Origin of the sequence: Pseudorhodoferax sp. Leaf265 (assembly GCF_001422365.1) — a bacterium.
Taxonomy (GTDB): Bacteria; Pseudomonadota; Gammaproteobacteria; order Burkholderiales; family Burkholderiaceae_C; genus Pseudorhodoferax.
Map to the genome: position 1 here is coordinate 72,253 of NZ_LMMT01000001.1, position 12,920 is coordinate 85,172.

The following is a 12,920-nucleotide window of genomic DNA, read 5'->3' on the forward strand; positions in this document are numbered from 1 at the left end:
GGAGCACCCCATGAACCTGTCTTCCTGGTCGATCAAGAACCCCATCCCGGCGGCGATGCTGTTCGTGCTGCTGACACTGGGCGGCCTGTTCTCCTTCCACGCGATGAAGGTGCAGAACTTCCCGGACATGGACCTGCCCGTGGTCATCGTGACCGCCGCGCTGCCGGGTGCCTCGCCCGCGCAGCTGGAAAACGACGTGGCGCGCAAGATCGAGAACGCGATTGCCACGCTGCAGGGCTTGAAGCACATCACGAGCACGCTGACCGATGGCTCGGCCACCATCGCGGCCGAGTTCGTGCTGGAAAAACCCATCCAGGAGGCCGTGGACGACGTGCGCTCGGCCGTGAGCCGGGTGCGCTCGGACATGCCGACCGACCTGCGCGACCCCATCGTCACCAAGCTGGACCTGGCGTCCCAGCCCATCCTGGCCTTCGCGATCTCGTCGGACCGGCTCGACGACGAGGCACTGTCCTGGTTCGTCGACGACACCGTCGCGCGCCGGCTCCTGGCCGTGCGCGGCGTGGGCGCCGTGAACCGGGTGGGCGGCGTGACGCGCGAGGTGCGGGTGGCGCTGGACCCGGCCAAGCTGCAGGCGCTGCGCGCCACGGCGGCCGACGTCTCGCGCCAGCTGCGCCAGGTACAGCTGGAAAGCGCCGGCGGCCGGGCCGACCTGGGCGGCAACGAGCAGCCGGTGCGCACCATCGGCACCGTGCAATCGGCCGACGAGCTGCGGCGCATGCAGATCCCACTGTCCGACGGGCGGCGCATCCTGCTCTCGGACGTGGCCACGGTGCAGGACACGGTGGCCGAGCAGCGCGCCACGGCCGTGCTGAACGGCAAGCAGGTGGTGGGCTTCGAGGTCGCGCGTTCGCGCGGCGCCAGCGAGGTCGAGGTCGGCGCCGGCGTCGAGGAGGCGCTGAAGAAGCTGCAGGCCGACCATCCCGACATCCAGCTCACGCGCACGCTGGACTTCGTGAAGATCGCCTCGGAGGAGTACGACGCCTCGATGAAGCTGCTCTACGAGGGCGCCATCCTGGCAGTGCTGGTGGTCTGGCTGTTCCTGCGCGACTGGCGCGCCACCATCGTCTCGGCCGTGGCGCTGCCGCTGTCGGTGATCCCGGCCTTCATCGGCATGCATTTGCTGGGCTTCTCGATCAACATCATCACGCTCTTGGCGCTCTCGCTGGTGGTGGGCATCCTCGTGGACGACGCCATCGTCGAGGTCGAGAACATCGTGCGCCACCTGCGCATGGGCAAGACGCCCTACCAGGCCGCGATGGAGGCGGCCGAGGAGATCGGCCTGGCGGTGGTGGCCACCACCTTCACGCTGATCGCGGTGTTCTTGCCCACGGCCTTCATGAGCGGCGTGGTCGGCAAGTTCTTCAAGCAGTTCGGCTGGACCGCCTCGCTGGCGGTGTTCGCCTCGCTCGTGGTGGCGCGGCTGCTGACGCCCATGATGGCCGCCTACCTGCTCAAGCCGCTGGTCGGCCAGGAGAAGGAGCCTGGCTGGCTGCGCTGGTACATGCGCGCGGCCCAGGCCTGCCTGCGCCACCGCTTCCTGACCATGGTGGGCGCCACGGTGTTCTTCTTCGGCTCGCTGGCGCTGATCCCGCTGCTGCCCTCGGGCTTCATCCCGCCCGACGACAACGTGCAGACCCAGGTGCGCGTGGAACTGCCGCCCGGCGCCAAGCTGGAGCAGACCATGGCCATGGCGGAGCAGGTGCGCCAGCGCCTGCTCAAGATCGACCACATCGGCGACATCTACACCGCCATCGGCGCGGGCAGCGCAGGGGCCGATCCGTTCTCGGGCAACTTCGTCGAGGCGCGCAAGGCCACGCTCACGCTGCAGCTGGCGCCGCGCGGCCAGCGGCCCAAGAAGCAGGCGATCGAGCAGCAGATCCGTGCTGCGCTCGCGGACCTGCCCGGCGCGCGCACGGGCGTGGGCCTGGGCGGCTCCAACGACAAGTACGTGCTCGCGCTGTCCAGCCAGGACCCGCATGCGCTGCGCCAGGCCGCCACCGACGTGGAGCGCGAGCTGCGCACGATCCCGGGCATCGGCAACGTGACCTCGATGGCCAGCCTGGTGCGGCCGGAGATCGTGGTGCGGCCCGACTTCGCGCGCGCGGCCGACCTGGGCGTGACCAGCGCGGCCATCGCCGACACGCTGCGCGTGGCGACCATGGGCGACTACGACAACCAGCTGGCCAAGCTCAACCTGCCCGAGCGCCAGGTGCCCATCATGGTCAAGCTGCGCGACGACGCGCGCCAGGACCTGGCGCTGCTGGAAAGCCTGGCCGTGCCCGGCGCGCATGGGCCGGTGCGCCTGGGCGAGGTGGCCACGCTGGAGCTGGCCGGCGGGCCCGCCGTGATCAGCCGCTACGACCGCGCACGCAACATGAACTACGAGATCGAGCTGTCCACTCGCGGCCTCAACGACGTGACCGAAGCGGTGCGCCAGTTGCCGGCCGTGAAGAACCTGCCGGCCAGTGTGCGCATCATCGACGTGGGCGACGCCGAGGCCATGGGCGAGCTGTTCACGGGCTTTGGCCTCGCGATGCTGACCGGCGTGGTCTGCATCTACATCGTGCTGGTGCTGCTGTTCAAGGACTTCCTGCAGCCGGTGACCATCCTGGCGGCGCTGCCGCTGTCGCTGGGCGGGGCCTTCGTGGGCCTCATGATCGCCGACAAGAGCTTCTCCATGCCCTCGCTGATCGGCCTCATCATGCTGATGGGCATCGCCACCAAGAACTCCATCCTGCTCGTGGAGTACGCCATCGTGGCGCGGCGCGACCATGGCATGAACCGCTGGGAGGCCCTGCTGGACGCCTGCCACAAGCGCGCGCGGCCCATCATCATGACGACGCTGGCCATGGGCGCGGGCATGCTGCCCATTGCGGTTGGCTGGGGTGCGGCCGACGCGAGCTTCCGCTCGCCCATGGCCACGGCGGTGATCGGCGGCCTCATCACCTCCACGGTGCTGAGCCTGCTCGTGGTGCCGGCCGTGTTCACCTATGTGGACGACTTCGAGCAGTGGGTCCGCCGCAGCGTGCGCCGCGTGCGCCGGCAACCGCCCGAGGCCGCGCCCGTGCCACACTGAGCATGTGAACCGCAACGACGATTGGTCCTGGCCCGCGCTGTGCCTGCTGCTGGGCGCCGGCAGCGGGCTGGCCTGGTGGCTGGGCAACCCGCTGGAATGGGAGTGGTGGCCCGACTTCGCGGGCGACGCCATGACCTGGTGGATCGCCGCCCTCGTGCACCGCTCGCCCGCGCACTGGCTGGCCAACCTGCTGGCGCTGGCGGCCGTGGCCGTGCTGGGGCTGGCGCTGCAGGTGCCGCGCGCCCAGGCCTGGGCCCTGTTCGCGGCCTGGCCGCTGTCCACGCTGGGCTTGCTGCTGTTCCCGCAGATCGAGCGCTATGCCGGCCTGTCCGGCGTGCTGCACGCGGCCGTGGCCGTGCTGGTGGTGCACTGCGCCTTCACGCGCGGGCACCAGGCCTGGGCCGGCCTGCTGGGTGCGGGCCTGGCCGCCAAGCTGCTGGCCGAGGGCGCCTGGAGCCGGCCGCTGGTGTTCGAGCCGGAATGGGGCTTCGCCGTGGCCACGGGCGCGCACCTCACGGGCGCGCTGGCCGGGCTGCTCTGCGCGCTGGCCGCCTACGGCTTGTCGCGGATGCGTGCCACCAGCGCGGTGGTTGAGTAGCCGTCCACGAACGGGATCGCCAGCGCATCGCCGCCCCAGCTGCGCACCAGCGCGGTCTCGGGCAGCGTGTCCATGTCGTAGTCGCCGCCCTTGACGATGAGGTCGGGCCGCAGTTCGCCGATCAGCGCCTGCGGCGTGTCCTCGTCGAACCAGGTCACGAGGTCGACGGCGCCGAGCGCGGCCATCATCACGGCGCGATCGGCCTCGGCGTTGAGCGGCCGGTCCGGCCCCTTGCCCAGGCGGCGCGCCGAGGCGTCGCTGTTGAGCGCCACGACCAGGCTTCCCCCCTGCGCGCGCGCCTGCGCGAGGTAGTTCACATGGCCGCGGTGCAGGATGTCGAACACCCCGTTGGTGAAGACCCAGGGGCGCGGCAGCGCGGCCAGCCGTGCGGGTGCGTCGCTGCGGGCGCAGATCTTGTCCAGGAAGGCGGGTGGGGCGAAGGCGCTCATGGGCGGCGATGCTAGCAGCCGAAATGGCGCGTCATGGCCCGCCATTTCGAACTGTGCGGCCGGCGCCGCGGCTCCCATAATCGTGCGTCCATGAACCTTGTCGAAGTCAACATCAACTCGATCAAGCTCGGCCATCCGCTGCCGTTCGAGCTGCGCACCGAGCGCGGGGTGCTGCTGGCGCACAAGGGCTACGTGATCCAGACGCGCGGCGAGTTCACGCAGTGGACGGCGCGCGGCATCACGGTCTGCATCGACATGGACGCCAGCGACGACCGCCAGCGCGCCTACGTGGGCAAGCTGCACGACATGGTGCGTTCCGAGCGCACACTGGGCGAGATCCAGAACGTCAAGATCGCGCCGGACGACCTGTTCTCCAGCAACGTGCGGCCCGAGAAGCCCGACCGGCCCGACTGGGTGGCGCTGCAGTCGCGTGCCAACGGCCTGCTGCGCGACGCACAGGGCGAGGATTTCCTGGGCCGGCTGGACAAGCTCTACCAGGAGCTGCGCGAGGCCGTACAACACCACGCCGACGCGACGCTGCTGGCCCTGAACCACCTGGCGGCCACCGAGACGCGCATGTACAGCGCCACGCACGCCATGGTGGTCTATGTGGTGTGCAGCCTGGCCGCGCGCGAGGTGCTGCAGTGGCCAGCCGAACTCGACGAAGCCCTGGGCAAGGCCGCGCTGACCATGAACATGAGCATGACGGCGCTGCAGGACCAACTGGCGCAGCAGGCCGATGCGCTGACCGCCGCGCAGATCGAGGCCATCGAGCTGCACGCGCAGCGCAGCTTCGCGCAACTGCTCTCCCTCGGCGTGACCGACGAGAACTGGCTGCTGGCCGTGCGCCACCACCACGACCGCGCACCGGGTGCGCTGGCGGACAAGACCGTGCCGCTGCGGCTGGCGCGCCTGATCCAGCGCGCCGACATGTTCACGAGCCGGCTGGCGCCGCGCGTGTCGCGCACGCCCATGTCCACCTCGGCTGCCATGCAGGGTTGCTACTTCGACGAGGCGCAGCAGGTGGACGAAGCCGGTGCGGCATTGATCAAGGCCGTGGGCGTGTACTCGCCAGGCCTGTACGTGCGGCTCGTCAACAACGAGTTGGCGGTGGTGATCCAGCGCGGCAAGAACACCAGCACGCCGCGCGTGGCGGTGCTGGTCAACCGCGACGGCCTGCCGACCGGCACCATGATGCTGCGCGACACGGCCCTGCCGCAGTACAAGATCACGGCCAGCGTGCCACAGCGCGAGGTGAAGGTCCAGGTACCGCTGGACCGGCTGCTGACGCTGGTCTAGGCGGCGTTGGGCGCCGCCGCGGCCTGCTCGCGCGTGATTTCCTTGCGGTAGCGGTTCAGTTCCTGCACGGTCTTGAAGCTGCGGTCCATCAGCAGGCTCAGGTTGTGCAGGATGCGCTCGACGACCTTGCCTTCCCAGACGGCGTCGAACTTGATCTGCTGGTCCAGCCAGTGCTCCAGCCACTCCGGGTTGGGCAGGCGCGACTGCACCGTGTCGCGCGGGAACAGGGCCTGGTTCACGTGCAGGTTGGTCGGGTGCAGGGCCTGCGCCGTGCGCCGCGCGCTGGCCATCAGCACGCCGACCTTGGTGAAGGCGGCCCGCGCCTCGTTGCCGGCGTTCTGGATGGCGCGCTTCATGTAGCGCAGGTAAGCGCCGCCGTGGCGGGCTTCGTCCTTGCTGAGCGTGTCGTAGATCTTCTTGATCACGGGCTCGGTGTGCCACTCGCTGGCGCGCCGGTACCAGTGGTTGAGCCGGATCTCGCCGCAAAAGTGCAGCATCAGCGTTTCCAGCGCGGGCGCGGGGTCGAACTCGAAGCGCACCTCGTGCAGTTCGGCTTCGGTGGGCGCCAGATGGGGCTTGAAGCGGCGCAGGTATTCCATGAGCACCAGCGAGTGCTTCTGCTCCTCGAAGAACCAGACCGACATGAAGGCGGAGAAATCGCTGTCGCCCTGGTTGTCGCGCAGGAACATCTCGGTGGCCGGCAGCGCCGACCACTCGGTGATGGCGTTCATCTTGATGGTCTGCGCCTGCTCGTCCGTGAGCTTGGAGGCATCGAACTGGTCCCAGGGGATGTCCTTCTCCATGTTCCAGCGCACGGCTTCGAGTTGTTTGAACAGTTCCGGGTACAGCATGGCAGTCTTCATTGAGGCGGGGATTGTAGGCAAGGCGGCCTTGTCAGAGCCTTTGTCCGCGCCGGCCCCAGGGCAAGCACCGATGCGTGAACATTTTTTTACGGCCCAGGCGGAACATTGCCGGAACTTTCCCGCACCGTCTATGCTCCATGGAGCATGGTGCCTGTAGGGCATTGCCTTTTTTCGCTGCGAAGCCTTCCTCTCGATGGAAGCAATCCCGGAGTGGTTCTCCTCCTCCTCCCTCCCCCTCGTTCGCTCCGGGGCGCTTCGCAGCCTTTCATACACCGCCAATGACGACAGGGCCCCGCGGGGCCCTGTCCTGCATCTGCACCTTGCGGTTTAGCGCGGTTGGGTATCGGCGAAGCTGGCGCGCTGCATCAGCTTGTCCTGCAACCGCGCGAGATTGGGGTGGGTGTTGCGCCAGGCGATGTCGGGAAAGCGGAATTCCAGCCAGCCCAGCGCGCAGCCGACCGCGATGTCCGACAGGCTCAGGTGGATGCCGCTGCAGTAGGGCTTGTCGCCCAGGCCCTGGCTGATGGCCTTGAGCCCGGCGTTGACCTTGCCGAGCTGGCGGTCGATCCAGGCCTGGCTGCGCTCGCCCTCGGCGCGGTGCGCCCAGCCGGCCTCCAGGCGGGCCAGCACGCCGGCATCCATGACGCCGTCGGCCAGCGCCTCCCAGGTCTTGACCTCGGCACGCTCGCGGCCCTGGGTCGGGATCAGCCGGCCGACCGGCGACAACGTGTCCAGGTACTCGACGATCACGCGCGAATCGAACACCGCCTCGCCGCCTTCCATGACCAGGCAGGGCACCTTGCCCAGCGGGTTGGAACGCGCGATGGTGGTGGCATCGGCCCACACATCCTCGTCCACGAACTGGTAGTCCAGCTTTTTCTCCGCCATGACGATGCGTACCTTGCGGACGTAGGGGCTGGCGAGGGAACCGATCAGTTTCATGGGCATGGGGGTTTTGGGGGCGGCCTGGGCACCGCCCCAGGCCGGCAGATTCTAGGCGGCCGGTCCGGGGCGGGCGTGGTGCGCAACCTACAATTCGGCCCCATGAGCCCCTCGACGATCTCCGCCCTTTCCCCGCTGGACGGCCGCTACGCCGCCAAACTCGCGCCGCTGCGCCCCCTGATGAGCGAGCACGGCTTCATGCACCGGCGCGTGCAGGTCGAGATCGCCTGGTTCATCGCCCTCAGTGACGCCGGCTTCGACGAATTCAAGCCGCTGACACCCGGCGCGCGCACCTACCTGCTGGGCCTGGTGAAGAACTTCAGCGAGGCCGATGCGCTGGCCATCAAGGACATCGAGAAGACCACCAACCACGACGTGAAGGCCGTGGAGTACTGGATCAAGTCCAAGTTCGAAGCCCGGCCCGAGCTGCTGGCCGCGGCCGAGTTCGTGCACTTCGCCTGCACCAGCGAGGACATCAACAACACCAGCCATGCGCTGCAGCTGAAGGCCGCGCGCGCGACCGTGCTGCTGCCCGCGCTGGACGCCATCCTGGCCAAGCTGCGCGAGATGGCCCAGGCCTTCGCCGACGTGCCCATGCTGGCGCGCACCCACGGCCAGACCGCCAGCCCGACAACCGTGGGCAAGGAAGTGGCCAACGTGCTGCGCCGCCTGGAGAAGGCGCGCGCGCAGATCGCCGGTGTGGAATTGCTGGCCAAGATGAACGGCGCCGTGGGCAACTACAACGCCCACCTGTCGGCCTGGCCCGAATTCGACTGGGAGGCCTTCAGCCGCAAGGTCATCGAGACGCCCGAGCCGCTGGGCCTGGGCGTCACGTTCCAGCCCTACAGCATCCAGATCGAGCCGCACGACTACATGGCCGAGCTGTTCGACGCCGTGGCGCGCGCCAACACCATCCTGGTGGACTGGTCGCGCGACGTCTGGGGCTACATCAGCCTGGGTTACTTCAAGCAGCGCCTGAAGGCCGGCGAGATCGGCTCGTCGACCATGCCGCACAAGGTCAACCCGATCGACTTCGAGAATGCCGAGGGCAACCTGGGCCTGGCCAACGCACTGCTGCGCCACCTGTCCGAGAAGCTGCCTGTCAGCCGCTGGCAGCGCGACCTGACCGACTCCACCGTGCTGCGCAACATGGGCGTGGCGCTGGGCTATGCCTCGCTGGCCTACCAGTCGCTCTTGACCGGCCTGAACAAGCTGGAACTCAACCGTGAGGCGCTGGACGCCGACCTGGACAATTCCTGGGAAGTGCTGGCCGAGCCGATCCAGACAGTGATGCGCCGTTTCGGCGTGCAGGGCGCCTACGAGAAGCTCAAGGAAGTCACGCGCGGCAAGACCGTGCAGGCGGCCGACCTGCATGCGCTGATCCGCTCGCTGGACATTCCGCAGGCCGAGAAGGACCGGCTGCTGGCCATGACGCCGGGCAGCTACATCGGCAAGGCCGTCGACCTGGCCAAGCGCGTCTAGACCCGTGGCGCTCAAGTCCACGGTCTTCAAGGCCGCGCTGTCCATCGCCGACATCGACCACAACTACTACGCCGACCACGCCTTCACGCTGGCCCGCCACCCGAGCGAGACCGACGAACGCATGATGGTGCGGCTGGCCGCGCTGGCGCTCAACGCGCACGCGCTGCAGACGGTCTGCAACGGCGACGGCACACTCGGTTTCGGCGCCGGCCTGTCCGATCCCGACGACCCGGACGTGATCCTGCGCGACTACACCGGCCAGGCACGGCTCTGGATCGAGGTCGGCCTGCCCGAGGAGCGCGCGCTGGCCAAGGCCTGCGGCAAGTCCGACGCGGTGGCGGTCTACGCCTACCAGAGTTCGGCCGAGATCTGGTGGCAGGGCATCCGCGGCAAGCTCGCGCGGCAGGACAAGCTCACGGTCTGGCGCATTCCCACGGCCACCAGCCAGGCCCTGGCCGCGATGGCCGAACGCAGCATGCAGCTGCAGGCCACCGTGCAGGATGGGCAGCTGCTGCTGTCCAACGCCAGCACCAGCCTCGAACTGGCCTGCGAACGCTGGCAGCCCTGATCAAGCGGGGTCGGGCTGGTCGGTGGCCTTGTTCTCGGTCGCCCGCTCGGCATAGCGGTTGAAGCGCCAGGCCTGGCCGTGCAGCGTGATGCGGCGCCAGGTCGCGCGCTTCTCGGCCGGAGACATCTCAGGCCACAGCTGCACCTCCTCGAAGGTGCGGCCGCACCCCTTGCAATCGTCGTCGCCCTGGCTGGTGGAGCAGATCGCGATGCAGGGCGTGTCGGGCTGGGTGGCGTACCAGTCGAGCCAGGCCTGCCGCGCCTTGGCAGGCATGCTGGCTTCGTCGGCCTCGTCCTCGTGGTAGTACACCATCAGCGCGTAGACCTCGGCCAGGGCCCGCAGCTCGGGCCCCAGGGTCACGCCATCGGGCGAGGGGGTGCGCTCGCGCCAGTGGTTGATGGCGGCTTCGATGTCGGTGATGTGGATGCCTGCCATGGGGCGCGGATCATAGCGCCGTGTCAAGCCCCTTTTGCGGCGCAAGGACTTGCAAGCAAATGCTGCAGCCGGTGCTCTAATCCGCGCCGCGAAGGGGAGTAGCTCCCACTGGCTGCGACGCGAGTAGGCAATCCGTTGGGGAAAGCTGCCGCAGCCGTTTCGACCGCGCCGTCATGACGAAGCATGGCTTCCGGCAGGTCGGGCAGACATCGGACAACTACATGCCGAGCAAGACCTTCGATCCAAGCCCGAGATGGGCGGGTCGAAGTGCGTTTGCGGTGGCATGGCATCCACCAGCTCCGCCAGGCTCGCCTGTTTCTGGTTGTACTTGATCTACAACACGGAGAGTTTTGTTCATGGAGTTCATGTCCACCGCATGGTGGTCGGCGTTGCTGGCCATCATCCTCATCGACCTGGTGCTCGCTGGCGACAACGCCATCGTCATCGCCCTGGCCGCTCGCAACCTGCCACCGCACCTGCAGAAGAAGGCGGTGATCTGGGGCACCGTCGGCGCCATCACCGTGCGTGCCGTCATGACGCTGGGCGTGGTCTGGCTGCTCAAGGTGCCCGGCCTCATGCTGGTCGGCGGCATCGGCCTGGTCTGGATCGCCTACAAGCTGCTGGCCGACAACCATGGGGACGAGGAAGGCCACGGCCCCATGGCCACCACCTTCTGGGGCGCGATGAAGACCATCATGATCGCCGACGCGCTGATGGGCGTGGACAACGTCCTGGGCGTGGCCGGTGCGGCCCATGGCGCCATGGACCTGGTGGTCATCGGCCTGCTGATCAGCGTGCCCATCGTGGTCTTCGGCAGCACCATGGTGCTGAAACTGGTCGAGCGCTTCCCGATGATCATCAAGATCGGTGCGGCGGTGCTGGCCTTCACGGCGGCCAAGATGATCGTGAACGAGCCCGTGCTGGGCACCACGTTCACCGACAATCCCGCGCTGCGCTGGGGCCTGACGGCCACCGTGATCGTTGGCGTGCTCGTTGCAGGCTGGCTCAAGGAGCGCCACAGCGCCGGCAAACAGCAAGCGGCCTGAACGGCCGAAGGCCCAGGCATGGGGTTGCGGCGGCAGCCCCATGCCTTGACGACAGTCCGCCGAACCAGGAGGCCCCCATGGAAACGGTCATTGTTTACATCGACGATGCGGCCTACGCCAGGCAGCAACTGGCCTCTGTGCTCGATGCCGGCGCGACGGACACGCAACTGCCCCCGGTCCACTGGGTGCTGGTGGCGTGCGCACCGCGCATGACACACCGCATCAGCAAGTGGGTCAGCCACAGCGCGCGCGAGAACTGGCGCGCCAAATGGTCGGACAAGCTGTTCAACGAGGTCTCGCCCTGGCTGCGCCAGCGCGGCGACCGCATCACCGAAGTGCTGGCCAAGGGTCCACTGACCGAGCTGCACACGCAGCTGGCCGCCGAGCACCGCTCGCAGCACCTGCTGGACGCGCGCCGGCCCAAGCTGGGCCACGACATGCAACCGGTGGTGGCGCCCGTCGCGCAAGCGCCAGCCGCCGGTACGAAGCAGCCGCCGTGGTCCTTGCCCGGCGCCATTGCCGGCATCTTCGGCCTGGTTCTGGTGCTCGCGGAGTAAGGCCGCGCCGCGTCGGGCCGTCAGCGCTCGGCCTGCCGCTCCTTCTCCTGCTCTTTCACGATGACCTCGATCGCGCGTGCGCGCACGTCGATGATCGAGGCCTCGATGTGGTCGCCCGCCGCATTGCCCTGGCGCGGTCCACGCGCGTAGTTCTGGGCCGCCTTGAAGCGGTCGAGCGCGCCGGCATAGTCCAGCCGCGCCACCTGCAGCTCGGCCTCGGCGCGGATGGCGCGCAGCGTCTGCCCCTGCTGTTCGTAGGCACTGGCCAGCTGCTGCCAGGCAGCGGCGTCGCGCGGGTCCAGCGCAACGCGCGCCTGCAGCCGCTGCGCCACCTCGGCCGCGCGGCCGCTGCGGATCTGCAGCGGCGCCGCCAGCAGCATCTCTGGCCGGCCAGCCAGATCCGCGGGAATGGCGGCCAGTGCCGCCAGCGCACCGCCGGCATCGCCGGCCGCAGCGCGCACCTCGGCGTCCAGCAGCGCCGCCTGGCGCAGGGCCTTTGGGTCGGACTGGACCGCCGCGCGCAAGCGCCCGACCAGGCTGCGCGCCGCGCCGTCGTCGCGCAAGCGGCTGGCCGACAGCGCCCCTGCATACAGCACCGGCGCGGCCTGTGCGGCGGGCACCTCGCCCAGCGCGCCGGCTTCGCCGCCCCAGGAACGCAGCCGGTCCGGGCCGGGGTTGGACAGCACGCGCGCGCGCGCCGCCATCATGCCGTGCACGAGGTCGGGTTGCGTGGGTGCAGGCCGGCGCTCCAGCAGGGCCTGGCGGGCCTGCATGTCGGCCATGCGTTCGGTGGTCAGCGGGTGGCTGCGCAGGTAGGGGAAGGAGCCGTTGTCGTTGAGCTTGCTGGCCTGCTGCAGCTTGTCGAACATGCTCACGAAACCGGCCGGGTCGAAACCGGCCTGCGTGGCCACCCCGTAGCCGATGCGGTCGGCCTCGCGCTCCATGTCGCGCGAGAAGTTCAGCTGGCTCTGAACGGCGGCGCCCTGGGCACCCATGATGACGGCGCTGGCCGCGTCCGGGCTCTTGCTGACGGCCAGCGCACCCAGGATCATGGCGCCGATGGCCCAGGGCGTGACGCGCGAGGACTGCTCCATCAGGCGCGAGATGTGCCGCTGCGTCACGTGGGTCAGTTCGTGCGCCAGCACCGAGGCCAACTCGTCGCGCGAACTGACGGCACCGATCAGGCCCAGGTGCAGCCCCAGGTAACCGCCCGGCAACGCGAACGCATTGATCGTGCGGTCGCGGCCCATCAGGATCTCCCAGGCGTAGCGCTCGTCCTGCTCGGACGTCAGTTCGCCGCGCTGCCGGGCGGCCGCCAGCAGCGGCTGCCAGATGCTTTGCACATAGTCCTCGAGCACGGCATCGTCGATGTAGTCCGGATCGCGGTAGAGCTCGCGCGCGATGCGCTCGCCGAGCTTGCGCTCAGCCGCCGTCGTCATCGAACTGCCGTCGCCCAGGCTGGGCAGGCCCTGGGCAGTGGCCAGGGTCATGGAGCAGGCCAGCGCCAGACCGGCGAAGCGCTGCGCACGGCGCAGGAATGTGGAAACCATGCCCTCTATGATGCGCGATCCGGCGCCGGGTTCA

General features: G+C 68.9%; 12 protein-coding genes. 7 read left to right on the plus strand and 5 right to left on the minus strand.

Annotated elements, in window-relative coordinates; all coding sequences use genetic code 11:
* The first annotated feature begins 10 nt into the window (after positions 1-10).
* Both ASF45_RS00365 and ASF45_RS00370 read left to right on the plus strand, forming a co-directional pair.
* The gene (locus tag ASF45_RS00365; RefSeq protein WP_056655182.1) at positions 11-3,097 is read left to right on the plus strand and encodes an efflux RND transporter permease subunit; all 3,087 of its coding nucleotides are present in this window, start codon (positions 11-13) and stop codon (positions 3,095-3,097) included.
* Between the two features lie 4 nt (positions 3,098-3,101).
* The gene (locus ASF45_RS00370; RefSeq protein ID WP_056655185.1) at positions 3,102-3,695 is read left to right on the plus strand and encodes a hypothetical protein; all 594 of its coding nucleotides are present in this window, start codon (positions 3,102-3,104) and stop codon (positions 3,693-3,695) included.
* Here the strand turns inward: ASF45_RS00370 and rfaE2 are convergent.
* Positions 3,650-4,144, minus strand: coding sequence for a D-glycero-beta-D-manno-heptose 1-phosphate adenylyltransferase (rfaE2, locus tag ASF45_RS00375; RefSeq protein WP_056655189.1), 495 nt, complete (start codon positions 4,142-4,144; stop codon positions 3,650-3,652). The genes ASF45_RS00370 and rfaE2 overlap by 46 nt on opposite strands.
* Positions 4,145-4,234: 90 nt before the next feature.
* On the opposite strand from rfaE2, the gene ASF45_RS00380 reads away from it, so the two are divergent.
* Positions 4,235-5,443: an HD-GYP domain-containing protein gene (locus ASF45_RS00380; protein WP_056655192.1), complete on the plus strand. Its 1,209-nt coding sequence runs from the start codon at positions 4,235-4,237 to the stop codon at positions 5,441-5,443.
* Here the strand turns inward: ASF45_RS00380 and ASF45_RS00385 are convergent.
* Positions 5,440-6,294: a hypothetical protein gene (locus ASF45_RS00385; RefSeq protein ID WP_056655195.1), complete on the minus strand. Its 855-nt coding sequence runs from the start codon at positions 6,292-6,294 to the stop codon at positions 5,440-5,442. The genes ASF45_RS00380 and ASF45_RS00385 overlap by 4 nt on opposite strands.
* A 339-nt stretch (positions 6,295-6,633) precedes the next feature.
* On the minus strand, positions 6,634-7,248 hold the full coding sequence (locus ASF45_RS00390) for a glutathione S-transferase N-terminal domain-containing protein (protein ID WP_056655198.1): 615 nt from the start codon (positions 7,246-7,248) through the stop codon (positions 6,634-6,636).
* A gap of 102 nt (positions 7,249-7,350) precedes the next feature.
* Here ASF45_RS00390 and purB point away from each other — a divergent pair, with 102 nt between their 5' ends.
* Together purB and ASF45_RS00400 are read left to right on the plus strand one after the other, a co-directional pair.
* Positions 7,351-8,730, plus strand: a complete 1,380-nt coding sequence (purB, locus tag ASF45_RS00395; RefSeq protein WP_056655201.1) for an adenylosuccinate lyase — start codon at positions 7,351-7,353, stop codon at positions 8,728-8,730.
* Between the two features lie 4 nt (positions 8,731-8,734).
* The gene (locus ASF45_RS00400) at positions 8,735-9,298 is read left to right on the plus strand and encodes a YaeQ family protein (protein ID WP_056655203.1); all 564 of its coding nucleotides are present in this window, start codon (positions 8,735-8,737) and stop codon (positions 9,296-9,298) included.
* Here ASF45_RS00400 and ASF45_RS00405 read toward each other — a convergent pair whose 3' ends face one another.
* Positions 9,299-9,733 (minus strand): DUF3717 domain-containing protein, encoded by a 435-nt coding sequence (locus ASF45_RS00405; protein ID WP_056655206.1) that lies wholly within the window; start codon positions 9,731-9,733, stop codon positions 9,299-9,301. It abuts the gene before it with no gap.
* 356 nt (positions 9,734-10,089) lie between these two features.
* Between ASF45_RS00405 and ASF45_RS00410 the strand changes: the two genes are divergently transcribed.
* Together ASF45_RS00410 and ASF45_RS00415 are read left to right on the plus strand one after the other, a co-directional pair.
* On the plus strand, positions 10,090-10,779 hold the full coding sequence (locus ASF45_RS00410) for a TerC family protein (RefSeq protein WP_056657333.1): 690 nt from the start codon (positions 10,090-10,092) through the stop codon (positions 10,777-10,779).
* Between the two features lie 77 nt (positions 10,780-10,856).
* On the plus strand, positions 10,857-11,336 hold the full coding sequence (locus tag ASF45_RS00415) for a hypothetical protein (protein WP_056655207.1): 480 nt from the start codon (positions 10,857-10,859) through the stop codon (positions 11,334-11,336).
* 20 nt (positions 11,337-11,356) lie between these two features.
* Here the strand turns inward: ASF45_RS00415 and ASF45_RS00420 are convergent, their stop codons facing one another.
* The gene (locus ASF45_RS00420; protein ID WP_056655210.1) at positions 11,357-12,886 is read right to left on the minus strand and encodes a M48 family metalloprotease; all 1,530 of its coding nucleotides are present in this window, start codon (positions 12,884-12,886) and stop codon (positions 11,357-11,359) included.
* Positions 12,887-12,920 lie beyond the last annotated feature (34 nt).